The organism is Halomonas sp. MES3-P3E, assembly GCF_002836035.1.
GTDB lineage: Bacteria > Pseudomonadota > Gammaproteobacteria > Pseudomonadales > Halomonadaceae > Vreelandella > Vreelandella arctica.
This window is the reverse complement of the sequence record NZ_PJBT01000020.1, coordinates 45,966-72,611: the sequence shown is the minus strand read 5'-3', so window position 1 is coordinate 72,611 and position 26,646 is coordinate 45,966. Positions and strand designations below refer to the sequence as shown.

Here is a 26,646-nt window from a genome sequence, read left to right as displayed (position 1 = left end):
GATGCGCAGGATTGCAAACATTTATCGCCTGGGCGTCAAAGAGTTCTGGAGTCTATTGCGTGACCCCATAATGCTGGTGCTGATCGTCTATGTGTTCACTGCTTCGGTCTACACTTCCGCGACGGCAATGCCCGAGACGCTGAACAACGCTCCTATCGCTATCGTCGACGAAGACGACTCACCGCTTTCCACGCGTATCGTATCGGCCTTCTACCCACCACAGTTCGTGCACCCGCAAATCATCACCTTCCAGGAAATGGATGCGGGTCTGGATGCGGGAGACTACACCTTCGTACTGGTTATTCCCGCCAACTTTCAGCGCGACGTGCTGGCCGGACGCGGCCCCGACATTCAGCTCAATATCGACGCCACGCGCATGAGCCAGGCCTTCTCGGGTAATAGTTATGTACAGCAGATCGTCATGGGCGAGATCAATGAGTTCGTAAGCCGCTACCGCGCAAGCACCATCCCACCAGTCAACTTGGCACTACGAGCGCGCTTCAATCCGGGCCTTGACCAAGCATGGTTTGGCTCACTGATGTCGATCATCGACAACGTGACCATGCTCTCAATCATCCTCACTGGCGCGGCACTAATTCGCGAGCGCGAGCACGGCACCATCGAGCACTTGCTGGTGATGCCAGTGACCCCTGCCGAAATCATGCTGGCCAAGGTGTGGTCGATGGGGGTTGTGGTGTTGCTAGCGGTGACGTTATCGCTGACTTTCGTCGTACGCGGCCTGCTTCAAGTGCCGATAGAGGGATCGGTTGCACTGTTTCTGGCTGGCGCGGCCCTGCACCTGTTTGCCACCACCTCAATGGGCATCTTCCTGGCGACGCTGGCCCGTAGCATGCCCCAGTTCGGCATGCTGATGATCCTGTTCCTGCTACCCCTACAGATGCTCTCAGGAAGCACCACGCCCCGCGAGAGCATGCCCGAGGTCGTCCAGAACCTTATGCTGCTGGCACCCACAACCCACTTCGTCGAGCTAAGCCAGGCCATTCTGTTTCGCGGTGCCGGCATCGACGTTGTATGGGGACAGTTTCTGACACTGTTAGTCATTGGCAGCGCTCTGTTCGCCATTTCGCTCTCTCGCTTTCGCAAGACCATCAGCCAGATGGCCTGATGCAACCCGCGCGCACATCGGCGCATCACACCAGAAGGAATATACAATGAACCACAATACCATCTTACCTCTGGCACTTTATCAAGCTAATCAGAACCTTTGCCAACAAACGATAGCGCTAGTGCAGAAAAGTCAGCAGACATGGTACGAATTGGGTACACAACCCTTCGCTGGCGGCCCCCCAATGCAGCAGATCTTTGATAATCAGAGCGCTCTGCTGCTTGGCCTCTTCGATACGATGCAAGCCTGGCAGGTACAAACGGGAAAAGCCTTGATTGAGACTGTCAGCGTTGTCTCCCCAGCACTCTACTGGTTAACCGCCAGTTCGCAAGACGATCCGGGTACAACAAATAAAGGAGATTGAACCGATGACTTATCAGCACACAGCTCTGGTCACCGGCGGTATGGGTGGCCTGGGTGAAAGCATCGCCCGAACTCTGCACGATGCAGGGCATAGCGTTCTCGTCACCCATTCGCCAAACAACGACCATGTCCAGACCTGGCTGCAGAAGCAGGCCAGTGAGGGCTACCACTTCTCTGCCTACTCTGTCGATGTGGCCGATTTTGACGACTGCCAGCGACTCGCAAACGATATCCAAGCCGAAGGCACCGTTGTCGACATATTGATCAATAACGCTGGCATCACTCGCGATACCACTTTCCGGAAGCTCTCCAAGGTCGACTGGGATGCAGTGATGCGAACTAATTTGGACTCGATGTTCCATGTAACCCAGCCGTTTTGCGAAGGTATGGTCGAGCGCAACTGGGGCCGTATCGTCAATATTTCTTCGATTAACGGCTCCAAGGGCCAGTTTGGCCAGACCAACTACGCCGCGGCGAAGGCCGGCATCCACGGTTTCACCAAGTCGCTGGCAATGGAAGTGGCAAAGCGGGGTGTCACTGTCAATACCGTCTCACCCGGCTACCTGGAGACCAAGATGGTGCTAGCGGTTCCTAAGGAGATACTGGAATCGAAGGTGATCTCGCAGATCCCGGTTGGGCGGTTAGGCAAACCAGACGAGTTAGCGGCGCTGGTCGCCTTCATCTGCAGCGAACAAGCCGGTTTCATGACCGGCAGCAACGTGGCAATGAATGGCGGCCAGCATATGTTTTGAACATGCGGCCTAGCGGGATGGGTGGCCATGTCGTCTATCCCGTCCGGTATTTTCTCGCACTCACGCAGGAGAAGTTCTCATGGCAAGCGAAGGTTCCAATGATCGCCCCTGGTATACGGACGCATGGCCACTATTGAGCATGGCTCAAGACTATGTAGCTGCCGCGCTAAGCTACACAACCGATGCATGGCAACGCTCGATACTCTACGCCGATGTGATGCGTCAGCGTGGTGATCAGTACCAAGCACACCTTGAGGATGACGCTCCTCACGTGCTCGACTTTCCCTATGAGGTAGTGATATCTGGCCATGAGCTGCCGCGCCCAGTCAACTATGGGCTGGCGCGCATTCTGCTGTCAGAGGGCTCTCCCCCCGCGCCAAGCACAAGCAAACGCCCCTTCGTCGTGGTTGACCCGCGTGCTGGCCATGGCCCCGGCATCGGCGGCTTTAAGGCCGAAAGCGAGGTTGGCGCTGCTCTCAGCGCAGGACATCCTTGCTATTTTATCGGTTTTGGCCCCGACCCTGAGCCCGGTCAGACAATAGAAGATGTGGTGCTCGCCGAAGTCGCTTTCCTTGAGAAAGTCATCGCACTTCATCCACACAGCGAGGGCAAGCCGGCAGTGGTCGCCAACTGCCAGGCTGGCTGGCAGATATTGATGGCCGCAGCCCTTCGCCCCGAGCTATTCGGGCCCATCATCGTGGCTGGTACGCCGGTGTCGTACTGGGCGGGTTGGCCAGGCAAAAATCCGATGCGCTACGCTGGCGGTCTGCTCGGCGGCAGTTGGCTAACCGCACTCGCTAGCGACCTGGGCAATGGCCGCTTCGATGGTGCTTACCTGGTTCAGAACTTCGAGAACCTCAATCCGGCCAACACACTATGGGGCAAGCAGTACAATCTGTATGCAAATGCCGACAGTGAGGCAACACGCTACTTGGGCTTCGAAAAATACTGGGGTGGCTACGTATTCCTCAACGATATAGAGATGCAATACATCGTCGACAACCTTTTCATCGGCAATCGGCTGTCAAGTTCCGAACTGATAACCTCCGAAGGTATTCGCCTGGACTTGCGCAATATCCGCTCGCCCATCGTGGTTTTTTGCTCCAACGGCGACAATATCTCGCCACCGCCGCAGGCACTGGGCTGGATCACCGACCTCTATCGCGATGATGATGAAGTACTCAGCCACGACCAAACCATTGTCTATGCCACGCACGATAACATTGGACATCTGGGCATCTTTGTTTCGGGCAGCGTCGGCCGCAAAGAGCACCGCGAATTCACCAACAATATCGACTTAATTGATGTGCTACCCGCCGGTATCTACCAGACGCAGATTCAGGATAAGCGAGTGGATATGCCCCTTGCGGAACTCGTCGAGGGTGACTATGTGATGTCGATCCAGCGGCGCAGCGTCGAGGATGTGAGCCAGATTGTGCAAGTGGATGCTGAGAACGACCGCAAATTCGCCGCAGTCAACCATATATCGCGAATTAACTTAGGTCTTTATCGCCAGTTCGTTCAGCCCTGGGTACGTACCTGGACTACTCCCGAATCGGCACGATGGCTGCAGAGCGTACATCCGTTGCGTCTCTCTTACGAACACTGGTCGAGCCGCAACCCGATGGCTTTGACAGTGGCTGAATATGCACAGAAAATCCTCGCAGCACGCCAACCAGTAGCGGCAGACAATCCTTTCCTGCAGTGGCAACAAGCCTATTCCGATACCGTGATCTCTGCGTTGGATCATTGGAGGAAACGGCGCGATAACGCTTACGAACAAATATTCAACGTAGTCTATGGATCGCCGTGGGTACAAGCCATGGCAGGGCTATCTGCCGATGACTGCCCCCCGCGTACACATCCTGGGGTCTCGCCCGAGCATCTCACTTTCGTTGCTGAAGAAATTGAGCGGCTGCGCGCCGGAATTTATCAGGGAGGCCTGCTTGAAGCCAGTATCCGCGCACTGTTCTACGTCAGCCGCTTTCGTGGCGAAGCCGACGAGCGCCGCTTTAATCTAGCGGCCAGCTTGCAACAGCCGGACTATCTAGTCCACTTAGATATGGCCTCATTCCGACAGCTAGTACGTCGCCAGGCCAACCTGATGCGCCTTGATCTTGATGCTGCAACCGCTGCCATCCCGCGACTGCTGGCGGACAGCGCCGCGAACGAGATACGCGATCAGGCGCGGCTTCTTGAGCAGATGCTGACCGCCACGGAAGCATTATTGCCAGAAGAAGAGGCAAGCTTAGCGCAAATGCTGAAGGTGTTCGACGATGCAGCCCATGAACAGGAAGCCATCGTCACAGCAGGTAAACGCAGCCTAGGAAGGTCGAACGAAAATAACACTGCCAAGCCTGGAGAGCCATAACCGCCAAGCTTCGTGCCTGACTTATATTAGAAGTATTCACTTAGGAGTCATCCATGTACACCAAATTGCTGGTACCTATAGACGGCAGCCGCACCTCACTTTTAGCCTTGGCACAGGCAAACTATTTAGCAAAGCTGACGGGAGCCAGCATCGAGCTACTACATGTGGTTAATGCAATGGAGTACTCCAATGGTTTCGAAAGCCCGCGCGCCTATATAAAAAAAGTCAGACCCTATTTTCTGAAAGTCGGCAATGATCTGCTCGACAACGCTCGGATACAGCTTGAAGCCCAAGAACTCAGTGTCACCACAGTACTTGTCGAGGCCGAGGGCAAACGAGTATCAGAACACGTTGCGGATCACGCAGCTAAGTGCCAGTTCGATCTGATAATTCTAGGCACCCATGGCCGACGTGGCATGAAACGACTTCTCCTCGGCAGCGACGCCGAGCAAGTGGCACGTATTGCGCCGGTGCCCGTCATGCTGGTCAGAGACGTAAACACACAAGCAATTTCTCGTACTCTAGACAAAGAAATGATAAAAGGTGCCGCATTAAAGCAACCAACTGATGAGTAACTGCACCTTGCCTTCCTCTCCTACTAAACAAGCTCGCAAACATCGCCGACTCCCCCCCGATGTGCGTATAGAGCAGATCCTCTGTGCGGCTTTGTACGAGTTTTCGCAACACGGGTTCGCCTCTGCCCGCATGGAGGATATTGCTCAGCGGGCGGAACTCTCGAAAGGCGGCCTCTATGCTCACTTCAAGAGCAAGGAATCGATATTTGAAGCACTACTATTAAAACGCCTGACACCAAGGTTCAACAATCAGCAGTGGGTGCTCAGCGGCGGCGACTCCCTGAGCGAAGCTATCGAATCCTTTATTGATCACCTCTATAGCCAACTGAGTGATCCAGATGTCATAGCTATGCTGAAGCTGCTGATGACGGAAAGCCGACGCATCCCTCATCTTGTTGATTTTTGGCGCAGGGAGGTAATTGACAAATACCTCGCAGAACAACAGGCCATTTTGAAAACTGCAGCCGATAAAGGGCATCTTCGTCACAGCGCCTTCCTTGAAGACGCAGCGCTGCTAATGGCACCAGCGCTATATGGTGCCATTTGGCAAATGATTTTTGATGAAGCGACTGCCGCCGCCACCGTTGGCTCGCTGCGCCGAGCCCATTTGCGAATGCTGCATGAATTCTTAGCACCATGATCAACTGATGGTTGACTCCCAAATCACCGTTAACTGTAGGTAAAGTTCATTCACTAAAAATCGCCCCGAAAGCGCCACATGACCGATTAATAAGGTGTCGTTGTGAAACCAGCTAAGCTTATCACTTTACTCAACACGCTACTTATTATCCTAATAGTGAATGGTTGTGCCATGGTTGGCGTCTCTTCGCTTAGCCCTGGTGAGTATATCGCGCTTAAACGCGGAGACCTGCTTACCAGTGGCGAGCTAAGCGCAGCTACCCAGGAAACCATCAAAGTTATCGGGCTGGATGAAGGGAGATGCCGTGAGCACTCCCAAAACTGCGTAGATATATTATCCAGCACCGCTGGCATAGCTGAAGAACGCAGACTTTCCGCACTGGCAGAGCTGTGGCTTCAAGAAGCGATGTCAAAAGCAGGATCATCAAGTGATATCCCGAGTACCGAGGCTGACATTTACGCTTGGATTGAGGTTGCCAGACATGCTTATGCTTACTTGTTTTTCTCCGAACGATCTCCTGGGGAACGCGCCTTCGAAGATCGTCAGATACAAGTACGCGACTATTATAACTATTCAGTTCAACAGATTGTTTCAGGGCTTTTTCAACAGAATCTCTCAGCCATTGAAGATAAAAGCCGCTCCTATTCTTTGGATACGCCTAGGCTTTCTGGCTGGAAGGTTACAACCGATCTCACCGGCGTACGCTTCGCCGGCGACATCGACTTACCCGAGAACCTAGTTCCAGCATCTTCACTGGTCTTTTCCGGCTTGCGTAGCACTTATCGCCGTGACGGCTTTGGTGCCGAACTGGTCGCGGTATTAGACGATAGCCTCGCGCTTCATCGCGCTCGACCTTATAGCGAAATGCCTTTTCCGGCACTCACCGCACTAATCCATTTTTCCGGTGAGGATTTGGCTCAGGTGCTATCGACTCAATCACTAGAGGTGATCGTAAGAGACCCCTACCAAGACGACAGCATACAGTTGCATGGGCAACAGATTCCCCTAGCCGCAAATTTCACTGCGGGCTATGGACTATGGCTGGCGCATTCAGGCTTTTCGCGTCAGGCCATACGCTCTCTGCTAGGCCACAGCCAAGGTATCAACCGACCACACCTTTATATGATGCAGCCCTTCGATCCTGAGCGACGCATCATCCTCATGCTGCATGGCCTTGGCAGTAGTCCCGAAGCCTGGGTAAATGTAGCTAATGAAGTGCTGGGCGATGAGAGCCTGCGGCAACATTTTCAGGTATGGCAAATCTACTACCCTACCAATATGCCACTGTCGATTAATCATACGGCGATACGACGCACTGTGAATGAAACACTACTGGAACTTGATCCCACCACAGAAACGCTGGCTTCACAAGGTATCGTTCTAATTGGCCATAGCATGGGGGGTGTATTGGCACGCCTGATGGTCTCTTCTAGCCAAGGTAGGTTGTGGAGCGAATTCGTGGAACAACGCCAATTGCCAAAGGCACATAGGCAACTCGCCCAACAACGCCTAGCTCCCCTACTACGTTTCGAATCGCTACCAGAGATAAAACGAGCAATTTTCATCGCAGCACCACATCGCGGCACACCGGTGGCCGGTAATCGTCTAGGGAGAGCAGTCTCTCGTTTCGTTCGTCTACCACTCACCTTGCTGGAAGAGTTCGACGATGTCATCAGGGCTCTGGCTAATACTGACGCCGAATCAGATGGGGCATACCTGCGCCTTCCCAACAGTATCGATAATTTGAGTGAGGCAGATCCGTTCATTAGAGCAACGGCCAATCTGCCTATCTCCCCTCAAGTTCACTACCATTCTATCATTGCCCAGCGTGACACCAGTGTACCGTTAGAGGTTTCAGATGATGGGATAGTGCCGTACGCCAGCGCACATTTGCCGGGAGCCATATCAGAAAAAGTGTTTATCGCTGGGCACAGCGTCCAGGAAACGGCCCAAGCGATTCTGGAAATCAGGCGTATCTTGCATCAAGACCTAACCGAATATAGTAATTGAAATTCAACCCAGCTGCGTCTTACCACCACTGCCTAGTGCTCTGCGCAGATAAGCAATGATGACAGGTATAAAAGAACGGGCGGAGAAATTTCGCCACAAAAGCAGAGTACTGTACCAGGAGGCGTGAGCTGAGCACACCTCCTACTGAAGAACAGCCTTGCTGCTGAACATCAATCTTAGCTTTGAACCTCAGGAGACCTCAAGCGCCACTTTCAATACGCCGTCTCGCTGGTGGGCGAAGAGATCGTAGGCTTCGACGATATTCTCCAGCGCATAGCGGTGGGTGACCATGGGCCCAAGATCCAACCGACCGGCGTCGATGATGCTCATCAGCCTGCGCATGCGCTCTTTACCACCGGGGCATAGCGAAGTGATAATCTTATGGTCGCCGAGGCCAGCACAGAAAGCGCTCAGCGGAATCGTTAGGTCTTGGGAGTAAACGCCCAGGCTGGAGAGCGTTCCGCCGGGTTTTAACACCCGCAGGGCGGATTCAAAGGTCTGTTGCAGGCCAAGCGCTTCAATCGCGGAGTCGACGCCGCGCCCGCCGGTGAGCTTGAGAATTTCCTCGACCACATCCACCTTGCGGAAATCCAGCGTTACGTCCGCGCCCATCTGCTTGGCCATGGCCAAACGCTCATCAACCCCGTCTACCGCAATGATCATCCCGGCCCCACGCAGCCGCGCCCCCGCCGTGGCGCATAGGCCAATCGGCCCTTGGGCGAAGACCACCACCGTGTCGCCGATTTTGATACCGGCGGCTTCGGCACCGGCAAAACCGGTGGACATAATGTCCGGGCACATCAGCACCTGTTCGTCGGTTAGGCCATCCGGCACTGGCGATAGGTTAGCCTGGGCATCCGGTACCAGCAGGTACTCGGCCTGGGCACCATCGATGGTGTTACCAAAGCGCCAGCCGCCCATCGGTTTATACCCGTGGCCGTGGTGGCCGCCATCTTGTGAGCAGCAATCATCCTGGCAGGCGTAAGAAGTAAAGCTGGGGCAAATGGCGCCAGCAATTACCCGCTGGCCTTCCTGGTAGCCTTTTACGTTGGCCCCCAGTTTTTCGATCACGCCCACGGGTTCATGGCCAATGGTCAGGCCACGCTCCACCGGGTACTCACCTTTCAGGATATGGATATCGGTGCCGCAGATCGTGGTGGTGGTCACGCGCATCAGGGCATCGTTGGGGCCAATCTCGGGGATGGGTTTATCGTCAATTTCGATACGGCCGGGTTCAACGAAGATGGCCGCTTTCATCATGGTAGGCATGGGTCGCTTCCTCAGTGAGGGGAGTCAATGGCACCTCACCATTAAGGCATAGTTGGAAGCGGAAATGATTGCGCTAGATCAAGCTTCGAATTGACGTGAGGCAAGTTGCCAAGCGCCCATCCGCTCTAGACTTAAGTAGCCACTCAAGCACTGCTTTATTGCCTGTGAGCGTACCGCAGCCACCTACTTACTATAGGGTTCCACGATGCCGACGCTACCTTTCAAGCCCTTGCCAACCGCTATTGCGGTGGCGATCACTCTACTGATATGGCTGGCTATTCCACTGCCGGAGGGTCTCACTTCGGACGCTTGGCTGATGCTGGCAATTTTCGTGGGGACGATTGCCGCGATTATTGGTAAGGCAATGCCCATAGGGGCCATCTCAATTATTGCCATTGCGATTGTGGCGGCGAGCGGGGTGACCAGCGACAACCCAGGTACCGCGATTAACGATGCGTTAAGCAGCTACTCCAACTCGCTGATCTGGTTAATTGCCATCTCGATTATGATCTCTCGGGGGCTAATCAAGACAGGGCTAGGAGCCCGCATCGGTTACTATTTTATCTCCATCTTCGGCAAGAAGACGCTGGGGATCGGCTATAGTTTGGCGTTTTCAGAGCTTTGCATTGCACCGGTTACTCCCAGCAATACCGCTCGCGGCGGCGGAATCATGCACCCCATCATGCGCTCTATTGCTAAAGGTTTTGATTCACGGCCGGAAGACGGCACTTCGAGCAAAATCGGCAAATATTTGGCACTGGTGAACTATCACAGCAACCCGATTACTTCAGCAATGTTTGTCACTGCCACTGCTCCCAACCCACTGACCGTGGAGCTAATTTCCATCGCTACAGGGGCGGAAATCCAACTGAGCTGGATGACCTGGGCGCTCGCCATGCTACTTCCTGGTTTGGTCGCTATACTGGCTATGCCCTATATTCTTTACCTGCTTTATCCGCCGGATATTAAACAGACACCCCACGCCACGCAGATGGCTCGGGATAAACTTGCCGAAATGGGTAAACTCAGCCGAGACGAAGGCATTATGCTGTTTGTCTTCTTAGTGTTATTGCTGCTGTGGGCAGATATCCCGGCGCTATTTCTAGGTGACTCGGTAACCCTCAACACCACCACTTCGGCGTTTATTGGGCTATCGATACTGCTACTGACCGGCGTATTAACCTGGGATGATGTGCTAGCAGAAAAGAACGCCTGGGATACCCTACTCTGGTTCGGCGCCCTGATCATGATGGCTACCCAGCTCAACCAGACCGGCTTGATCGACTGGTTCTCTACCAATATGCAGAACTGGATCACCATGATGGGCATCGGCTGGATGGGAGCATCGGCCCTGTTAGTGCTGACTTTCCTCTACACTCACTACTTCTTTGCCAGCACCACCGCACATATTACTGCCATGATGGCTGCTTTTCTTACCGTTGGGTTAACACTCGGCGCTCCGCCCATGCCGTTTGTGCTTATCATGGCCGCCACCTCCTCCATCATGATGACCTTAACTCACTACGCCACAGGCACATCGCCTGTCATTTTTGGGTCGGGCTACCTAACGCTGGGCGAGTGGTGGAAAGCAGGCTTTATTATGAGCGTGGTCAATCTTGTGATCTGGGTAGTTGTCGGCGGTTTGTGGTGGAAATTACTGGGTCACTACTAAACACACTTCTCCAGGCTATTCCCAAATGCTTCAGCGCTGAAGATGAGAAACGGGAGTTTCCAGACCGCATAAACGCCAACAGGGGGCCGAAGCCCCCTGTTGGTATCTGTGTTACATGATTAGCGCTGTTTTTTCTGGCTCTCCTTGGCGTCGCCTTTGCCTTTTTGCAGTTCGCCTTTCGCCTGCTGGGCCTTACCTTTGGCTTCAGTTTTGGTGCTACCGGTTGCCTTGCCCGCGGCTTCTTTCACTTTACCTGCTGCTTTGTTGGCCGTTCCTTTAGCTTTATCATCTTTACCAGTTGTCATGACGAACACCTCTAATCCGTTAGTAGGGAAAACGCCGTGTGTGAAAGGTGCGAGTAACACGGCTAATCACACGTCGACACATTCATCAGAGTAGCCTTTATTAAAAAAGTTGCGCTAATTAATTTATGGCAAGTTGCTCGCGGGTAAACGCGTAGGCGTCCAGCGGTTAAACGCAAAATGCAAGCAAGCTAAGGTCAGCAGTGTAAGGACCAGAGCAATGCTCATCGAAGAGAAGCGATAGAGGGCGCTATACACCAGGTCCTGCTGCGGGCCCAGCGACTGGCCAAACAGAATCCCCAGGGTGGTCATCCCGCCAAAGCCGATTCCCGAGCCACCGCCTTCATGAATATGCTCCCGAGCGAAGAGCATGAGCCCCAGCCAGTAGAGCAACACCACCAGCAAAAAATGGTGACTTTGGGTATAAAGAAGTAGCTGCATGAGTAGCGCCAAGTTACACCCTAACAACGTTCCTACCGCTCGCTTGGCGGCTGATACTTTCGCTCCAGAGTAGCCCAGCGTAAACAGCACCAGAATGGTGGCCATTTGCGCAGACAGTGAGCCCTGCAAATCGAATACCTGAAACACCACAAATGAGAGCGTGGCAGTTAACCCACCCATTAAGGTTTCATGGCGAATTTGCGAGGATGTTTTGGTAACCCGTGGCGGCGGCTTGCGTGCTTCCACGTCGGGAAACAGCGTATGCATCAGCATGGCAATAAATACCGCCAGACCACTGGCGACGAGATTACAGGCGAGTAAATCGCTCAAGTCCACATTGGTGTAGCTGGCAAAGTGCAGCAAAATACTGAGCGTCAGTACGCCATTGGCGCCAAATAGAAACAGTGGCCCCTTCGCCATCAGGTTAAAGCGAAATAGAAAAATGCCCATTACGGCCAAAGTCATCACTACCGGCATATGCTTGAGCAAGCCCACCACCAGACTAACTTCGAGCACGTTGATCGATATATTAGCTAAAAACTGGCGAATGATATGGCCGTTAAGAATCGGCACCATACCCAGTAAAAACATCGGAAAAACGGTAAAAAACACCCCGTAGTTCCACCCCATCAATTGGCTGACCACAAATCCTAGCAAGCCACCCCCGGCGACTCTAAAGCACTGACGCAGGCCATTCTTTGAGAGTTCGGGCTTGCGCTTAGTTGTCGCTACGCTCGAAGACCGCAATCTGGGAAGCCTATTTTTTATAGACCTAGAACTGATTTTAATAAACATAGTGCAGCCAACTGATCAGATGCGCCTGTAACCACACAAATGGCTTCGCCAAGGCAGTATCACCGGGCTGAAGCTGCACCGTGGCGCGTGCACCGCTGGGTAATAAATTCACGATTGGCTGGGTAAGCGCTAGGTGTACGCGCATACGCTGGGCATCGCGTACCCAGCGGTCGGTGGTGGAAATATCGGCGAGCTGACCATTGGCGGCCAACTGCCCTTCGAGAACACCGGCCTCCATGGCAAGCACTTGCGCATCAAATACCTGACCCGGCCAGGCATCAAACACCACTTGCGCGGCATCGCTGGGAGCCACATGGCGCAGGCTTTTTTCACGAAAATCAGCAATGATATCTATCCCATCCGCCACTACCGCTACCGCTGGCTGCCCCGCCTGAACGAAGTCACCTACACCTAGCTGCAGATTGGCAACCCGCCCGGCTTGCGCGGCGCGCACCTGGGTATGGGCAAGATCCAACTGTGCCTGCGAGAGCGCATTATCTGCTTGACGCAAACGCAGGTTTGTCTCACCAGCATCGCCCAACTGCACTTCCAGGCTGACGATTTTAGCCCTGGCTGCTGCTACGCTAGCCTGAGCGGTGCGCTCAGCGGCCACCTGCTGTTCGTACTGTTGGCGCGATACGCTCTGCTGCGCCACAAGAGTTTCAGCACGCTGCAGTTCACCCCGCCGCTCGGCAGCCGTCGCCTCAGCAGACGCCAGCTCCGCTTGTGCAGAGGTTAGCTCTGCTTCCAGCTGGGCATTCTCTCGCCCGGCCTGTTCGCGGTTAAGCTCCGCCTGCTCAACGGCTAAGCGAAACGGCGCCGGGTCTATCTGAAACAGCACGTCACCTTTGGCCACATGTTGATGATCACTCACCAGCACCTCACTCACTGGGCCGCTGAGTTCGGGCGCTATACGCGTTACCGGCCGCATCACCCTCGCCTCCGGCGTCATGGGCATAAAGCTATCGGCTACCAGAAAATAGATAAAAAGCATTACAAAGGCAGCAAGGGCTACCTTCACCCAGCGGGCAAATGTTTGATCAGGGGTCATGCAGAGCTCACTTGTTAGCCACCAGGCAACTACCTGGCCAGCGCCTCTCAACGGGCACGTATCGTGTAGGGAATCGCATAGGGGACTTTAGTCTAACAATTAATTAGCGCGCTAACAATATAGATGTTGTAATGATGAAAATAAAAACCCCATAGCCAATTTTTAGCTACAGGGCTTTATATCGAATAAATCTCACGGTGATATTTACCGCCCCTTGGATAAACTCAGCACGACAATGCCGCCAACCACGACTGCCCCACCTACCAACTGACCGGGGCTAAGCATTTGCCCCAACACGAAGTAACCCAGCACCAGGGAGGCAACCGGCTCGATATTCATCACCGGTGCGTTGCGTGCCATATCGAGTCGCGGCACAAAAATAAACAGCGTCGAAAACGCCGAGCCATACAGCAGACCAAGCAGCGTCAGCCCTAGCCAGCCGGTACTGTTATCCGGCAGGCTCATACCCCCTGGCACCACACCGGCGATGCCGCCAATGAGCATGACGATAAACACCGTCTGCATGGTCAACAGGCTGCGCAGGGTGCTGCCGACCCCGGCGAGGCGGTGCTCGGTAACCCACAGCGCGCAGGCAAATACGAAGGCCGCCAATAGCCCAAACCCAATGCCTGCTATCCAACCCGGCCCCATTCCATCGGCGCTGGCAATCCATGAGGGAATATCCAGCACCACCAGTAAGCCGATTAAAATCGTGCCCATAATCAGGCAGCTACGCAGCGTTGGGCGCGGACCACCCAGCGCCCAACTGAGCAGGGCCAATTGAATCGGGAAGGTATTCACCAGCAGTAGCGCAATCACCACCGGCAGCCTTGCCACTGCCGAGTATAAACTGACGCTTTGAACCGCAATCAGCAGCCCCACCGAGAGCTGCCACGGCCATGAGCCAGCGGGCAGCCATAGGCGCTTTCGCTGCACGATGACCAGCGCTAGCAGGATTAGGCAAGCCACTCCTGAACGGGTTAAAACGGCTAGCAGCAGCCCCGTGCCATTATCAAACGCTAAGCGCGCCGACACGTGGTTAGCGGCGAACATAGTGGCGACGGTCATCATTAGCAAAATCGCTAAATGACGCGGCAATAGTTTGGGCAATGGGGATGCTGACATAGGAACGGTATGGCTCGTTAGAAGGTCTAGAGTGGGTGTAAGTAGATAGGTAAAGAATCCAGCATGCCAAGCTTTTGCATAGAAGGCTAACGAAATACTGGCGCTGCTTTTCCGCAGCGCAGCATGTTAAACTAAAGTCTACCCATTTGCTCACTAACCTCCTAGTGGAAAGGTTTTTATGAACGCACCGGTGCTGGTCATTAACTGCGGCTCTTCTTCTATCAAATACGCGCTGATTGATGCTGATCCTCAGGCACCGCGACTTGAGGGCATAGCAGAGCGCCTAGGTAGCGAGGAGGCGCGTTTAAAAGGCAAAAACAGCGCAGGGGAACGTTTTAATCAGCCACTTCCAGGCGCTGACCATACCCAAGCACTGAATGCCATACTTGAGCGCATGGAGGGTCGCCTGCCAGCGGCGGTGGGCCATCGCATCGTGCATGGTGGTGAGCACTTCACCCAAGCCGCCCTTATTGACGACAATGTTATCGCGGCTATCCAAACCACCGCAGCGCTTGCCCCACTGCACAACCCAGCGAATTTAGCGGGTATTGCGGCGACCCGAAATGTTTTTCCTGAGTTGCCCCAGGTGGCAGTGTTTGATACCGCTTTCCACCAAACCATGCCGCCGCGAGCGTACCGTTACGCCCTACCTGAAAGCCTCTATGCTGAGCATGGCATTCGCCGCTATGGCTTTCATGGCACCAGCCACGCTTACGTTAGCCAGCGCGCAGGCGAGTTGAGCGGCCGCGATGCAGGCGGCTGGCTGACCGCCCACCTTGGCAATGGCTGCTCCACCAGCGCGGTTTGGAACAATCAAAGCCAGGATACCAGCATGGGCCTGACGCCACTGGAAGGCTTGGTGATGGGCACCCGCAGTGGCGACGTTGACCCCGGCCTGCACGCCCATCTGCACCGCCAACTGGGCTGGTCGTTAGACAAAATTGACAACGTGCTCAATAAAGAGAGCGGCCTACTGGGACTGTCAGGCTTGACCAACGATATGCGCGAAGTTGAAGAGGCTGCTGAACAGGGGCACACCGCTGCGCAGTTGGCGGTGGAAGTATTCTGCTACCGGATTGCTAAATCGCTGGCGGCGCTCTCCTGCGCACTGCCCCAGCTTGATGGGATTATTTTCACCGGTGGCATCGGTGAGAACTCGCCTATTGTGCGTCGCCGTGTGCTGTCGCTTATGCCCCACTTTGGCTTTGCCTTGGATAACGACGCGAACGAAGCGACTATCCGTGGCAAAGAGGGCAAGTTGGATAGCGCTGGTCACCAAGGCCCCCAGGTGTGGGTGATTCCTACCGATGAAGAGGGGCGTATTGCCATGGAAACTCGTCACTGCTTGGAGTCAAATGCATGACGCTTCCCCCCGAACAGCCACAAGCTATTCTACTAGTGCCCACCAGCCAGGGCGTCGGGCTTACTTCGGCCTGCCTGGGGTTGATTCAAGCGCTGGATACCATCGGCCTCAAAGCCGGTTTTTTAAAGCCGTTTATGCAGAACGAGCTGAACGGCCCAGGTTTGGATCGCTCAACCGCGTTGGTTTCCCGGGCACTTAACCAGCGCCCGCCGTCGCCGATTTCCCAGGCACGCCTGGAGCGTTTGCTGCGCGACGACCAAACCGATGAGCTAATGGAGAACGCCGTCGAACTCTATGAGCAAGTCGTTCAGCAGGCCCACCGCGATGGCAGCACCCTAGACTTAGTCGTGGTAGAGGGCGTAGTACCCACACAGCACACCACCTATGCGACTCAAACCAATGCCCAACTCGCCGACGCGCTGAATGCGCGGATTATTCTTGTCGGATCTGGTGACTTAAACGAGCCCCAGGCACTGGCCGAACAGCTTGATATGCACGCACGCAGCTTTGGCGGGGTTAGCTCCAGCCGCACCCTGGGCGGCATTTTGATGCGCATGAAGAACCTGCCTTACGCTCAGGAAGACGATCTTTCTGCCGCGCCGGGCACCTTCAAACCGCAGCTGGAAGAGTCGGTACTCACTGAGCTACGCCAGTACTCCCCTGCCCTGGCAACCGATAAATTCCATCTGATTGGCGTGGTGCCTTACAGCAAAACCCTTAGCGCCTTGCGCACCCTGGATGTGGCCCGAGCGCTTAACGCCAAGCTGCTGAACGAAGGCGAGGCAGCCAGCCGCCGGGTGCTCTCCACCAGCCTCTGCGCACGCAGTGCTGCCAACGCCCTGCATATTTTCACTCCTGGCAGCTTGGTAGTCGCCTCAGGTGACCGCGACGATGTGGTACTGGCCTCAGCGCTAGCGACCATGAACGGTATTCAGCTAGCGGGCGTACTGCTGACCAACGGCTTTATGCCTAACGACAGCATGATTGAAATGTGCCGCCCCGCGCTCAAAACGGGCCTACCGGTATTGGCGGTAGAGACCGACAGCCTGACCACGGCACAGAACCTCAGCCAGTTAAGCACCGAAATCCCTATGGACGATTTCGAGCGCGCCGAACAGGTGGCTCGTTACGTCGCCGCCCATATAGATCTTGAGTGGTTGAAAGCCCACCTGAGCAGCGGTTATACCCGCCGCCTTTCGCCTTCAGCGTTTCGCCATCAGTTGGTTAAACTCGCTCAATTGGCTAAAAAGCGCGTGGTGCTACCAGAGGGTGATGAGCCACGTACCGTAGAAGCGGCCATTATCTGCCAGCGCCGCGGCATTGCCGACTGCGTGCTGCTGGGTAAGCGTGACGATATCGAAAACGTAGCGCGTAACCGCGGACTCACGCTGCCCAAAGCGCTGACGATCATCGATCCCGAAAGCAGCCGCGCGCGCTATATCGGCCCGATGGTCGAGCGTCGTCGTGGCAAGCTCAACGAGCTAACCGCCGAAGCGCAGCTGCAAGACAACGTAGTGCTTGGCACCATGATGCTGCAGCTGGATGAAGTCGACGGGCTAGTTTCCGGCGCCGTCCACACCACCGCCAACACCGTGCGGCCCGCCTTTCAGTTGATTAAAACCGCGCCGGAGTATAACCAAGTCTCGTCGATCTTCTTTATGCTGCTGCCCGAGCAGGTGGTGGTCTACGGCGACTGCGCGGTTAATCCCGACCCGGACGCTGAAACCCTGGCGGAAATCGCCCTGCAAAGCGCCCGCTCCGCTGAAGCCTTCGGCATCGAGCCCAGAGTGGCCATGATCAGCTACTCCACCGGTGACTCCGGCACCGGTGCGGATGTGGATAAAGTCCGCGAAGCCACTCGCATTGCTAAAGAGCGCGCGCCGCACCTGGCCATCGACGGCCCGCTACAGTACGACGCCGCCGCCATCGAGAGTGTGGGCAAACAGAAAGCCCCCGACTCGCCGGTGGCAGGTAAAGCCACCGTGTTTGTGTTCCCCGACCTCAACACCGGCAATACCACCTACAAAGCGGTGCAGCGTAGCGCCCGCGTAGTAAGCGTTGGCCCCATGCTGCAAGGGTTGAACAAGCCGGTGAACGACCTTTCCCGAGGCGCGCTGGTCGACGATATCGTTTATACCATTGCGTTGACGGCTATTCAGGCCAGCCAGCGGGAACGCTGAGTTACAGAAACTTTCCCTACCCAATAAAAACGCCCCAAGCAGTTGTCTGCTTGGGGCGTTTTATTAACGGCTTAACGGTATGAGAGGGCTAAACCCACATCGGCACCATTGCTTCCAGCACCATGACTAAGCTCATCGCGGTGATGGTAAGTATGGAAACACCAAACACCTTCTTGGCCCAGCGCACATCGTCGTCTAACCGATAGCCGCGCAGTGCCAGGTAAAGCCAGTAACCGCCCATCACCAGCGCCACGCAGAGATACCCCATGCCCGCTTGGCTGGCTAACACCAGCGCCAGCGAGGCAGGAATAAACGCCACGATATAGCCCAGGATATGGTGTTTCGCCATTTTGACGCCGCGCACCACCGGTAGCACCGGAATCGATGCCCGTTGATAATCCGCATAGCGAAAAATCGCAATCGCGTAGGAGTGCGGCATCTGCCACAGGCAGAAGATCACCAGCAGCATGATCGCACCGCTATCGAATTGCCCCGTCACCGCGCAGTAGCCCACCACCGGCGGCATGGCGCCTGAGAGGCTGCCCACCAGGGTGCCGTACTCTGAGCGGCGCTTCATGTAGAGGCTATAAAGCCCTACATACACACCCCAGCCAATCACCGCCAGCGCGACGGTTAAGCCGTTGGTACCTAGCGCTAAACACACCACGCCAGTCACGCCCAGTAGTGCCGATACGCCCAGCGCTTGGGTGATGGAAATGCTACCTCTGACCAGGGGGCGATGGCGCGTACGCGCCATCAATGCATCAATATCGCGGTCAATCACGTTGTTACACGCACAGCCTGACGCGATGATAAATGCAATCCCTACCATGACAGAGACAAAGCTTAGCCACTCAAACTGCCCCTGGGCGGCAAGAAAATATCCACCCAACGTCGCAATCAAGTTGCCCCCGATAATGCCGGGTTTAGTCAGCTCAAGCAGATCCCGCCAGCGGCTAGGTGCTGAAATCAGCCGATCATCATGTTGAGATGTAGATGCTGCATGATCCACAGCGAGCCTCCTACCACTAAGACGAGAATCGTCAGTGTGAAAACGAAGGACATTAGATTCCAGCCCTCGTCAGCTTTGGTATTCATATGCATGAACATGACCAGCTGCACCAATATTTGCAACACAGCCGTCACGGCCACCACTATAACAGTGGAGAGTATGCTTAGCGCGCCACTCATTACCACCGCAAAGGGGATAATGGTCAGTATCAGCGACAATACCAGTCCTGTCACATACGACTTTACGCTGCCATGGGCATTCGCTGAGCTAGAGGAAGAATGGCTCATCTCACAGTACCCCCATCAGATAGACGAATGAGAAGACGCAGATCCAGACAATATCCAGGAAGTGCCAGAACAGGCTCAGGCACAAAATCCTTGGCCGGGTCATATCGTTCAAGCCTTTGGTAGAGAGCTGCACCAGCATCACCAGGATCCAGATCAACCCGAAGGTCACGTGAAGGCCGTGGGTGCCCACCAGGGTAAAGAAGGATGACAAAAACGCACTGCGATCCGGCCCATACCCCTGGTGAATCAAATGCTGGAATTCATAGATTTCCATGCCCACAAAGGCAGCGCCGAGTAAAAACGTCACCGCAAGCCATGCCTTCACCTGATTAATGCGATTGGCATTCATCGCCAGTACGCCCATACCAAAGGTAAAGCTACTCACCAACAGTAAGAAGGTTTCCACCAGCACAAACGGCAGCTCGAAAATATCCGCCGCCGTCGGCCCGCCCGCCGTGCCCTTCATCAGTACGGCGTAGGTAGCGAACAGTGACCCGAAGATCACCAAGTCGCTCATTAGGTAAACCCAAAAGCCAAACACTTTGGTGCCCGCGGCATCATGATGCTCATGGGGCTCGAGTGATGCGCCGTGGTGTAATGTATCCGTTGCCATAATGTTTAAACCTCCACGTAGCGCTGATGCTTACGTTCAGCTCTTTCAACGTCAGCAACCGATTGATAGGACTCGGAGTTTTTCACGCGCTGTTGATGCTCACGTTCGATACGCTCGACTTCAGCGGCCGGTACGTAATAATCGACGTCATCATTGAATACTCGGGCAATAAAACTACCCATCACACCAATGGCACCGACCGCTGCCAGCCACCAGATATGCCACACCAGGGCAAAGCCCAGCACCAGGGCAAACAGGCTAATCACTGGCCCGGCAACAGTGTTACGCGGCATATGGATATCGGTATAGGGCGCTTCTTCAAGCTGCTCATTGCTACGCTGTTTCTGCGACCAGAAGCTGTCGATGTCACCCACTTCCGGCAAGCGCGCGAAGTTGTAGAACGGCGCGGGTGAAGAAGTTGACCACTCCAAAGTACGGCCATCCCACGGGTCACCGGTCACATCAGCGTTCAGCTTGCGGTCGCGGATGCTGACCCAGAACTGGATGACGGTGCAGGCGATGCCCATCATGATAATCACCGCGCCTACCCAGGCCAGAATCATCCACGGCTGCCACTCAGGGTTCGCGTAGGACTGCATGCGGCGCACGGCGCCAAAGAAGGCCAGGACGTAGAGCGGCATAAAGGCGACATAGAAGCCAATGAACCAGCACCAGAATGAACGCTTGCCCCATTTTTCGCTCAGCGTGAAGCCAAACGCTTTGGGGAACCAGAAGGTCAGGCCCGCCATCATGCCGAACACCACGCCGCCAATAATGACGTTGTGGAAGTGAGCGATAACAAACAGGCTGTTATGCAGCACGAAGTTGGCGGCTGGCACGGCCAGCATCACACCGGTCATACCGCCCAGCGTAAAGGTGATAATAAAGCCCAGGGTCCAGAGTACCGGCGACGTCAGTTCCAAACTGCCACGGAACATCGTGAACAGCCAGTTGAAGACTTTCACCCCAGTGGGGATGGCAATGATCATCGTCATAATGCCGAAGAAGGCATTAACATTAGCGCCCGCCCCCATGGTGAAGAAGTGGTGCAGCCAGACGATAAACGACAGCAGCGTAATCGCAATCGTCGCCCATACCATGGTCATGTAACCAAACAGCCGCTTACGGGCAAACGTCGAAATGACTTCCGAGAACACGCCGAAGGCGGGCAGAATCAGGATATAAACTTCCGGATGGCCCCACGCCCAAATGAGGTTGACGTACATCATCATGTTGCCGCCAAAATCATTGGTGAAGAAGTGCATGCCTAAGTAGCGATCCAGCGTCAGCAGCGCAATGGTGGCGGTCAAAATAGGGAACGAGGCGATGATCAACACGTTGGCGCACAGCGATGTCCAGGTGAAGATCGGCATGCGGAACATGGTCATGCCTTTGGTGCGCATCTTCAGAATCGTCACGAAGAAGTTGATACCGGTGAGCGTCGTCCCTATCCCGGATATCTGTAATGCCCATATCCAGTAATCGACCCCCACCCCGGGACTGAACTCGATCCCCGATAAGGGCGCGTAAGCCAGCCAGCCGGTTTTGGCGAACTCCCCCACCACCAGCGAGATATTGACCAAGATCGCGGCGACGGCAAACAGCCAGAAACTCAGGTTATTCAGGAAGGGAAAAGCGACGTCGCGGGCGCCTATTTGCAGCGGCACCACCAAGTTCATCAAACCGATGACCATGGGCATAGCGACAAAGAAGATCATGATCACGCCGTGGGCGGTGAAGATCTGATCGTAGTGTTCGGGCGGTAAATAACCCGCGGCGCCCCCGGCGGCCATCGCCTGCTGGGTTCGCATCATAATCGCATCCGAGAAGCCACGCAGTAGCATGACCAGAGCAACGATGAAGTACATAATGCCGAGCTTTTTGTGGTCAACGGAGGTAAACCACTCGTTCCACAGCCAGCTCCATTTACGGTAATACGTTAACGCGCCTAACAGCGCGATCCCCCCAATGGCCATGAAGGCCGCGACGACCATAATGATCGGTTCGTGGTAGGGAATTGACTCTAAACTGAGTTTTCCAAACACGGCTTAACCCCCTGCTTCAACGCTAGTGGGATGGCTGCGCATGGCATGATCCTGACTAGCATGGTTGTTGGTGTCGTGGCCAGAGTCGGCCGCTTGATGGGTGTTAGGTGCGTTATCGCCATCAGAAGAATCAGCATGGTCGCTGCTCAACTGATGATCGCCGCCCATCTCGTGTTCACCGCCGGTGTGAAAGCTTTTCAAAATGCTTTCGTATAGCGCTGGTGAAATAGCCGAGAAGTACTCCACTGGGTGCGATTCGCTAGGCTCCGCCAGGGCTTCGTAGCCTTCTGGGTAGGTCAGCGTTTCAGAGGCACCGCGCACGGTTTCAACCCAGTCATCAAACTCGCCGGGGGTCGTCACTTTGGCTTCAAACGTCATGCCCGAGAAGCCCGCGCCACTGTAGTTGGTAGAGCGACCTGGATAGCTGCCCTTTTCATCGGCAATCAGATGGACATCGTTATCCATGCCCGCCATGGCGTAGATTTGGCTGCCAAGATGGGGAATGAAGAAAGCATTCATTACCGAACCTGAGCTAACACGGAAGCGCACGGGGGTATCGACGGGAAAGGCCACTTCATTAACGCTGGCCACGCCCTGCTCGGGATAGATAAACAGCCATTTCCAGTCCAGCGATACGGCCTGAATTTCGATCGGCTCCACGTCGCTTTCCAGCGGTTTGTGGGGATCCAGGCTGTGGGACGTTTTATAGGTCAACAGCGCCAGCACCGCGATAATCGCGCAAGGCACGATCCAGATCACCGCTTCAATCGCGTTGGAGTGCGCCCAATCGGGAAGGTACTTAGCCCCGCTATTACTACGCCGATAGCGCCAGCCGAACAGCAGCGTCATCACAATAACGGGAATAACTACAATCAACATCAGGCCAAAAGCGGTCAGAATCAGCGTCCGCTGCTCTGCGCCAACCTGCCCTTTGGGGTCTAATAGCGCTGAACTACAGCCTGCTAGAAACAGGCACAGCGCAAGGAGCACTAACGTGCCTCGCCTGCGCCATAGTGAGCGTCGTTGCATGGTGTGATCTCGTCCAAGGTGTTAAAAGTTAGGGTTTAAAACACACTAGCCAGCCCTGCGGTCATGATAAATAGCAGGCTAACTATTACCCCATACTCTTCCCAAAACATGCTCGTGGGAGCATCCTCACAAACCTGTGCGTGGTGCGTTGAGCGTCACTGTTCCGGGAAAAATATGCGCCGCCACGTAGGAATAGCGGCGGGTCTTGCTCGCCTATGCTTTAAAAGCGACAGCAGGGCTTTAAAAGCGACAGCAGGTAAGACGAAAGTATTTTCTATTGATCGAGATCACGAAAGAAGTGGCGCATTGCCGCACCCAAGCTATTGACGGCTATAGAGAAGCGAAACATTTCTACGCAACGGTTACCACTGGCACCTCGCGGCCATGCCCCTCTAGCAGTTGCGGCGCGCCCTCTTCGTCAGTAACCACCACATCAAAATCGTCTAGGGCTGCGAAATAAGCCGGTCGCACCACGCCAAACTTGCTGGCATCCACTACCAGCAAGCGCTGCATAGCGGTGGCAATGGCGGCTTGTTTAGGCGCGACTTCGTGAAAGTGGAAGCAGCTTACGCCTCGCTCCAAGTCCACCCCCGCCGCGGAAATCAACGCTTTGTTGATACCCAATCGCTCGATGGCGGCGGCCATATTGTCGCTGCCAAATGATTGTGAAGCGGCATAAAACAGCCCGCCCAGTAGTACAAGGCGTACGTTAGGCAAGGCGGCAACGGCATTGGCGACGTTGAGCGCATAGGTCACCACCGTTAGTTCACGGAAATGACTTAACTGACTCAGCAACGGAATCAGCGTCGAGCCACAGTCAATAAACAGTGTATCGCCCTCTTCAATAAAGGCGAGTACTCGCTGACAGAGCCGATACTTCGCCTGATAGTGGCTAGCCTGCTGCTCGGTTAAGTCATATATCGGTGTGACCCCGGGGTAATTCGCCATTACCAAGTGCCCGCCCAGCAGGCTCATCGCAGTAGGCTGGGTGGTGAGATCGCGCCGGATGGTCATCTCCGATACATCACAAAGCTCTGCAGCATCGCGCAGATGAAGAGTGCCGCCACTGGCTAGCGCTTCCTGAAGTTTGGCAAGGCGCTGAGCGCTGCGGCCATTCATGGTGGGCATCTCCTTAACAACCCCTCTTGTTGTGATTAGCGCAACATAAGCCTTCATGTTGCCTCTTATTTCTTTCTATGCTGAGCGAGCAGCGACGGAATTTCCACTGCGACAACGACCATTAACGCTATTCGTGATGCTTACGGTAGTTATATGACATTTAAATAGCGTTGATGTGACAACACTTGCAAATCAACGTTAGAAAAATAACACTAAATGTTATAATTTTAACATTCACGCCAGCCCGCACGACTATAACCACGGATAGCCACACTCAAATGGCTCCGCGACAACCCCCGTTGAGGCTTACATGACTGCTCGAAAACACACTCGCTCTTCATCGCTTGTCACCCTTAGTGCTGGCGCCTTACTGACAAGTACCGCCCTCGTCACTCCAGCATTGGCAGATGACGCTCAGCCCCATCCGCTTGACCGGCTGTGGTCGTTTGCCAATGTCTCGGTCAACTATCTCGATTGGTCGAACGGCACCGAAGCACGCACCGCCCCTAACGCGGCGAAAAGCGACTTTATGTTTCTCGAAATTGAAGGCGGCGCTGGCTTTAGCTGGGGCGAATTCTACGGTTTCTTTGATTTCGAGAACCCCACCAACGATCAATTCGATGAATCCAGTGGTGGCAAAGACAACTTCCGCACCGCGGGTAAAATAACCTCGCACATTTACCTGGGCGACAGCCCGCTGTCTATTTACGCTCACCTTTACGACTTCCGTGATTACGGCTTTGAAAGCCGCGAGCAGGATCAAATTTTGGGCCTGGGTTACCGCACTACTTTTGATAATGGTTTATGGTTCAAGCCATTCATTGGTGCCGCGCGGGTGCAAAGTAACAGCTACAGCGGCATGAACGGCTTTATGGCTGGCTGGGTCGCGGGTTATGATTTCGCTGCGCTCGACCAGAACTTCAGCGTGACTAACTGGCATGAGCAGACCTTTGGCCGCGATGACGAGTATCTGGATGAAAATTACGTGAACGGCACAGCAGGCAGTGTGGGCACCAACGGTGCACTGAGCCTGTGGTGGCATCCGAGCGACTTGATCACCACCGGTATTCAGTACCGCTACTCTGACAATAAGTTGGGCACGCCCAATAATTATCAGAATGCGATGATCTACTCCGTCAAGCTCAACTTACTATAAGCGCGGCACGTTCGCGCAGACTCGAAGGATCCCCTTATGACACTCCTTATGAGCTTGGTGGGTATGGTCACCCTGGTGGCCATTGCCCTGATTTTCTCTTACGACCGTAAGTCTATTCGGCTACGCACTGTGCTGGGCGCTTTTGCGATTCAAGCGGGCATTGGTGCGTTTGTACTTTATGTGCCTTTCGGTCAGGCGGTGCTGCAAGCCATCTCTTCTGGCGTTAGCCAAATTTTGGTGTATGCCAACGATGGTATCGGCTTTCTGTTTGGTGGTTTAGCGGACGTAGAAAACGTCGGCTTTGTGTTTGCCATCAAGGTTCTGCCGGTCATTATCTTCTTCTCTTCTCTCATCGCCGTGCTGTACTACATCGGCATTATGCAGTGGGTAATCCGCATCCTGGGTGGCGCTCTGCAAAAAGCCCTGGGCACTTCACGTACCGAATCGCTCTCCGCGACCGCGAATATCTTCGTTGGCCAAACTGAAGCACCGCTGGTGGTACGTCCGTTTATCGCCCGCATGACGCCTTCGCAGCTGTTTGCCGTTATGTGTGGCGGCTTGGCGTCGGTGGCGGGTTCGGTGTTGGCGGGTTATGCAGCGCTGGGTATTCCCATGGAGTACCTGGTAGCAGCTTCCTTTATGGCGGCGCCCGGCGGGCTGTTGTTTGCCAAGCTGATCATGCCGGAAACCCAGGATGTGTCCGATAGCGACAGCGTTTCCAAGGTAGAAGAAGAAATTGAAGCCCAGGAAGATAAGCCCGCCAACGTGCTGGATGCTGCCGCCTCCGGCGCTACATCGGGCTTGATGCTGGCCGCTAACGTGGGCGCGATGTTGCTCGCGTTCATTGGTTTGATCGCGTTGATCAATGGCATTCTCGGCGGCGTTGGCGGCTGGGTGGGCTTTGACTCACTGAGCTTAGAACTGATCTTGGGCTGGCTGTTCGCCCCGCTTGCCTTCCTGTTAGGTGTACCCTGGGAAGAAGCCACCCTGGCAGGCTCGTTTATCGGCCAGAAACTGGTCGTCAACGAATTTGTCGCCTACATCAACTTGGCACCCTACATTGATGGGGAACAGGTAGTGGCGGCGACGGGTCAGATGATGACGCCTCACACCATGGCGATTCTCTCTTTCGCACTGTGTGGCTTTGCTAACCTCTCCTCCATTGCGATTTTGCTGGGTGGTTTGGGCAGCATTGCACCGACGCGCCGTAAAGAGATTGCCCGCTTTGGTGTTAAAGCCGTCTTGGCCGGTACACTATCCAACTTGATGTCGGCCTCTATTGCTGGCTTCTTCATCGCGCTGAGTGGCGCGTCTGCATAGCGCTTGCCACTGCTTGCATGATTAGCGCAA

23 protein-coding genes are annotated in these 26,646 nt (G+C 54.8%); 12 read left to right on the top strand and 11 right to left on the bottom strand.

All coding sequences use genetic code 11. The annotated features are described in order from the left end of the window. Position 1 precedes the first annotated feature (1 nt). From CXF87_RS06180 to CXF87_RS06150, 7 genes are all read left to right on the top strand, one after another. Positions 2-1,126, top strand: coding sequence for an ABC transporter permease (locus CXF87_RS06180; protein ID WP_101145916.1), 1,125 nt, complete (start codon positions 2-4; stop codon positions 1,124-1,126). Between the two features lie 46 nt (positions 1,127-1,172). Beyond that, complete coding sequence (locus CXF87_RS06175) at positions 1,173-1,490, top strand: hypothetical protein (protein ID WP_041157795.1); 318 nt, start codon at positions 1,173-1,175, stop codon at positions 1,488-1,490. Positions 1,491-1,494: 4 nt separating this feature from the next. After that, positions 1,495-2,241 carry an acetoacetyl-CoA reductase gene (phbB, locus tag CXF87_RS06170; RefSeq protein ID WP_035559361.1) on the top strand — a complete coding sequence of 249 codons (747 nt, stop codon included), beginning with the start codon at positions 1,495-1,497 and terminating at the stop codon, positions 2,239-2,241. 79 nt (positions 2,242-2,320) lie between these two features. Beyond that, positions 2,321-4,612, top strand: coding sequence for a DUF3141 domain-containing protein (locus CXF87_RS06165; RefSeq protein WP_198556017.1), 2,292 nt, complete (start codon positions 2,321-2,323; stop codon positions 4,610-4,612). A 53-nt stretch (positions 4,613-4,665) separates the two neighbouring features. After that, positions 4,666-5,187 (top strand): universal stress protein, encoded by a 522-nt coding sequence (locus CXF87_RS06160; RefSeq protein ID WP_101145915.1) that lies wholly within the window; start codon positions 4,666-4,668, stop codon positions 5,185-5,187. Continuing rightward, positions 5,180-5,827, top strand: a complete 648-nt coding sequence (locus CXF87_RS06155) for a TetR/AcrR family transcriptional regulator (protein ID WP_045812156.1) — start codon at positions 5,180-5,182, stop codon at positions 5,825-5,827. Before CXF87_RS06160 ends, CXF87_RS06155 begins: the two co-directional genes overlap by 8 nt. Positions 5,828-5,998: 171 nt before the next feature. Further along, positions 5,999-7,837: an esterase/lipase family protein gene (locus CXF87_RS06150; RefSeq protein WP_157826475.1), complete on the top strand. Its 1,839-nt coding sequence runs from the start codon at positions 5,999-6,001 to the stop codon at positions 7,835-7,837. Positions 7,838-8,026: 189 nt separating this feature from the next. Here the strand turns inward: CXF87_RS06150 and CXF87_RS06145 are convergent, their stop codons facing one another. After that, positions 8,027-9,106 (bottom strand): NAD(P)-dependent alcohol dehydrogenase, encoded by a 1,080-nt coding sequence (locus tag CXF87_RS06145; RefSeq protein WP_035559355.1) that lies wholly within the window; start codon positions 9,104-9,106, stop codon positions 8,027-8,029. A gap of 205 nt (positions 9,107-9,311) precedes the next feature. Here CXF87_RS06145 and CXF87_RS06140 point away from each other — a divergent pair, with 205 nt between their 5' ends. Next, positions 9,312-10,778, top strand: coding sequence for a DASS family sodium-coupled anion symporter (locus CXF87_RS06140; protein ID WP_101145913.1), 1,467 nt, complete (start codon positions 9,312-9,314; stop codon positions 10,776-10,778). Positions 10,779-10,897: 119 nt separating this feature from the next. On the opposite strand, the gene CXF87_RS06135 is transcribed toward CXF87_RS06140, so the two are convergent. The 4 genes from CXF87_RS06135 to CXF87_RS06120 form a co-directional block, all read right to left on the bottom strand. Continuing rightward, positions 10,898-11,083, bottom strand: coding sequence for a CsbD family protein (locus CXF87_RS06135; RefSeq protein WP_101145912.1), 186 nt, complete (start codon positions 11,081-11,083; stop codon positions 10,898-10,900). A gap of 123 nt (positions 11,084-11,206) precedes the next feature. Further along, on the bottom strand, positions 11,207-12,316 hold the full coding sequence (locus CXF87_RS06130; protein WP_232774705.1) for a DUF2955 domain-containing protein: 1,110 nt from the start codon (positions 12,314-12,316) through the stop codon (positions 11,207-11,209). Next, on the bottom strand, positions 12,306-13,367 hold the full coding sequence (locus tag CXF87_RS06125; RefSeq protein WP_101145910.1) for an HlyD family secretion protein: 1,062 nt from the start codon (positions 13,365-13,367) through the stop codon (positions 12,306-12,308). Before CXF87_RS06125 ends, CXF87_RS06130 begins: the two co-directional genes overlap by 11 nt. A 204-nt stretch (positions 13,368-13,571) precedes the next feature. Further along, positions 13,572-14,492, bottom strand: a complete 921-nt coding sequence (locus tag CXF87_RS06120) for an EamA family transporter (RefSeq protein ID WP_101145909.1) — start codon at positions 14,490-14,492, stop codon at positions 13,572-13,574. A 178-nt stretch (positions 14,493-14,670) separates the two neighbouring features. On the opposite strand from CXF87_RS06120, the gene CXF87_RS06115 reads away from it, so the two are divergent. Next, positions 14,671-15,855 (top strand): acetate/propionate family kinase, encoded by a 1,185-nt coding sequence (locus CXF87_RS06115; RefSeq protein WP_101145908.1) that lies wholly within the window; start codon positions 14,671-14,673, stop codon positions 15,853-15,855. After that, positions 15,852-18,035: a phosphate acetyltransferase gene (gene pta / locus CXF87_RS06110; protein ID WP_101145907.1), complete on the top strand. Its 2,184-nt coding sequence runs from the start codon at positions 15,852-15,854 to the stop codon at positions 18,033-18,035. The genes CXF87_RS06115 and pta overlap by 4 nt, the downstream gene beginning before the upstream one ends. An 88-nt stretch (positions 18,036-18,123) precedes the next feature. Here the strand turns inward: pta and cyoE are convergent, their stop codons facing one another. The 6 genes from cyoE to CXF87_RS06080 form a co-directional block, all read right to left on the bottom strand. After that, positions 18,124-19,047: a heme o synthase gene (gene cyoE, locus CXF87_RS06105; protein ID WP_101145906.1), complete on the bottom strand. Its 924-nt coding sequence runs from the start codon at positions 19,045-19,047 to the stop codon at positions 18,124-18,126. Continuing rightward, the gene (cyoD, locus tag CXF87_RS06100) at positions 19,005-19,334 is read right to left on the bottom strand and encodes a cytochrome o ubiquinol oxidase subunit IV (RefSeq protein WP_101145905.1); all 330 of its coding nucleotides are present in this window, start codon (positions 19,332-19,334) and stop codon (positions 19,005-19,007) included. Before cyoD ends, cyoE begins: the two co-directional genes overlap by 43 nt. 1 nt (position 19,335) lies before the next feature. After that, the gene (cyoC, locus tag CXF87_RS06095; RefSeq protein WP_101145904.1) at positions 19,336-19,947 is read right to left on the bottom strand and encodes a cytochrome o ubiquinol oxidase subunit III; all 612 of its coding nucleotides are present in this window, start codon (positions 19,945-19,947) and stop codon (positions 19,336-19,338) included. A gap of 5 nt (positions 19,948-19,952) precedes the next feature. Further along, positions 19,953-21,992: a cytochrome o ubiquinol oxidase subunit I gene (cyoB, locus tag CXF87_RS06090; RefSeq protein WP_101145903.1), complete on the bottom strand. Its 2,040-nt coding sequence runs from the start codon at positions 21,990-21,992 to the stop codon at positions 19,953-19,955. A gap of 3 nt (positions 21,993-21,995) precedes the next feature. After that, positions 21,996-23,021 (bottom strand): ubiquinol oxidase subunit II, encoded by a 1,026-nt coding sequence (cyoA, locus tag CXF87_RS06085; protein WP_101145902.1) that lies wholly within the window; start codon positions 23,019-23,021, stop codon positions 21,996-21,998. Positions 23,022-23,372: 351 nt separating this feature from the next. Continuing rightward, positions 23,373-24,140 (bottom strand): DeoR/GlpR family DNA-binding transcription regulator, encoded by a 768-nt coding sequence (locus CXF87_RS06080; RefSeq protein WP_101145901.1) that lies wholly within the window; start codon positions 24,138-24,140, stop codon positions 23,373-23,375. Positions 24,141-24,450: 310 nt separating this feature from the next. Here CXF87_RS06080 and CXF87_RS06075 point away from each other — a divergent pair, with 310 nt between their 5' ends. Together CXF87_RS06075 and CXF87_RS06070 are read left to right on the top strand one after the other, a co-directional pair. Beyond that, entirely contained in the window at positions 24,451-25,296 is an 846-nt protein-coding gene (locus CXF87_RS06075; protein ID WP_101145900.1) for an outer membrane protein OmpK, read from the top strand. Between the two features lie 36 nt (positions 25,297-25,332). Then, entirely contained in the window at positions 25,333-26,616 is a 1,284-nt protein-coding gene (locus tag CXF87_RS06070) for a NupC/NupG family nucleoside CNT transporter (RefSeq protein WP_101145899.1), read from the top strand. Positions 26,617-26,646 lie beyond the last annotated feature (30 nt).

What these genes read in the sequence shown, in the direction of transcription:
- CXF87_RS06080 (WP_101145901.1), bottom strand. Translation starts at nt 24,140, where the DNA reads ATGAATGGCCGCAGCGCTCAGCGCCTTGCCAAACTTCAGGAAGCGCTA.
- CXF87_RS06145 (WP_035559355.1), bottom strand. Translation starts at nt 9,106, where the DNA reads ATGCCTACCATGATGAAAGCGGCCATCTTCGTTGAACCCGGCCGTATC.
- CXF87_RS06070 (WP_101145899.1), top strand. Translation starts at nt 25,333, where the DNA reads ATGACACTCCTTATGAGCTTGGTGGGTATGGTCACCCTGGTGGCCATT.
- CXF87_RS06135 (WP_101145912.1), bottom strand. Translation starts at nt 11,083, where the DNA reads ATGACAACTGGTAAAGATGATAAAGCTAAAGGAACGGCCAACAAAGCA.
- cyoA (WP_101145902.1), bottom strand. Translation starts at nt 23,021, where the DNA reads ATGCAACGACGCTCACTATGGCGCAGGCGAGGCACGTTAGTGCTCCTT.
- CXF87_RS06175 (WP_041157795.1), top strand. Translation starts at nt 1,173, where the DNA reads ATGAACCACAATACCATCTTACCTCTGGCACTTTATCAAGCTAATCAG.
- cyoC (WP_101145904.1), bottom strand. Translation starts at nt 19,947, where the DNA reads ATGGCAACGGATACATTACACCACGGCGCATCACTCGAGCCCCATGAG.
- CXF87_RS06115 (WP_101145908.1), top strand. Translation starts at nt 14,671, where the DNA reads ATGAACGCACCGGTGCTGGTCATTAACTGCGGCTCTTCTTCTATCAAA.
- phbB (WP_035559361.1), top strand. Translation starts at nt 1,495, where the DNA reads ATGACTTATCAGCACACAGCTCTGGTCACCGGCGGTATGGGTGGCCTG.
- CXF87_RS06120 (WP_101145909.1), bottom strand. Translation starts at nt 14,492, where the DNA reads ATGTCAGCATCCCCATTGCCCAAACTATTGCCGCGTCATTTAGCGATT.
- CXF87_RS06140 (WP_101145913.1), top strand. Translation starts at nt 9,312, where the DNA reads ATGCCGACGCTACCTTTCAAGCCCTTGCCAACCGCTATTGCGGTGGCG.
- cyoD (WP_101145905.1), bottom strand. Translation starts at nt 19,334, where the DNA reads ATGAGCCATTCTTCCTCTAGCTCAGCGAATGCCCATGGCAGCGTAAAG.
- CXF87_RS06075 (WP_101145900.1), top strand. Translation starts at nt 24,451, where the DNA reads ATGACTGCTCGAAAACACACTCGCTCTTCATCGCTTGTCACCCTTAGT.
- CXF87_RS06150 (WP_157826475.1), top strand. Translation starts at nt 5,999, where the DNA reads ATGGTTGGCGTCTCTTCGCTTAGCCCTGGTGAGTATATCGCGCTTAAA.
- CXF87_RS06160 (WP_101145915.1), top strand. Translation starts at nt 4,666, where the DNA reads ATGTACACCAAATTGCTGGTACCTATAGACGGCAGCCGCACCTCACTT.
- CXF87_RS06155 (WP_045812156.1), top strand. Translation starts at nt 5,180, where the DNA reads ATGAGTAACTGCACCTTGCCTTCCTCTCCTACTAAACAAGCTCGCAAA.
- CXF87_RS06180 (WP_101145916.1), top strand. Translation starts at nt 2, where the DNA reads ATGCGCAGGATTGCAAACATTTATCGCCTGGGCGTCAAAGAGTTCTGG.
- CXF87_RS06125 (WP_101145910.1), bottom strand. Translation starts at nt 13,367, where the DNA reads ATGACCCCTGATCAAACATTTGCCCGCTGGGTGAAGGTAGCCCTTGCT.
- CXF87_RS06165 (WP_198556017.1), top strand. Translation starts at nt 2,321, where the DNA reads ATGGCAAGCGAAGGTTCCAATGATCGCCCCTGGTATACGGACGCATGG.
- pta (WP_101145907.1), top strand. Translation starts at nt 15,852, where the DNA reads ATGACGCTTCCCCCCGAACAGCCACAAGCTATTCTACTAGTGCCCACC.
- CXF87_RS06130 (WP_232774705.1), bottom strand. Translation starts at nt 12,316, where the DNA reads ATGTTTATTAAAATCAGTTCTAGGTCTATAAAAAATAGGCTTCCCAGA.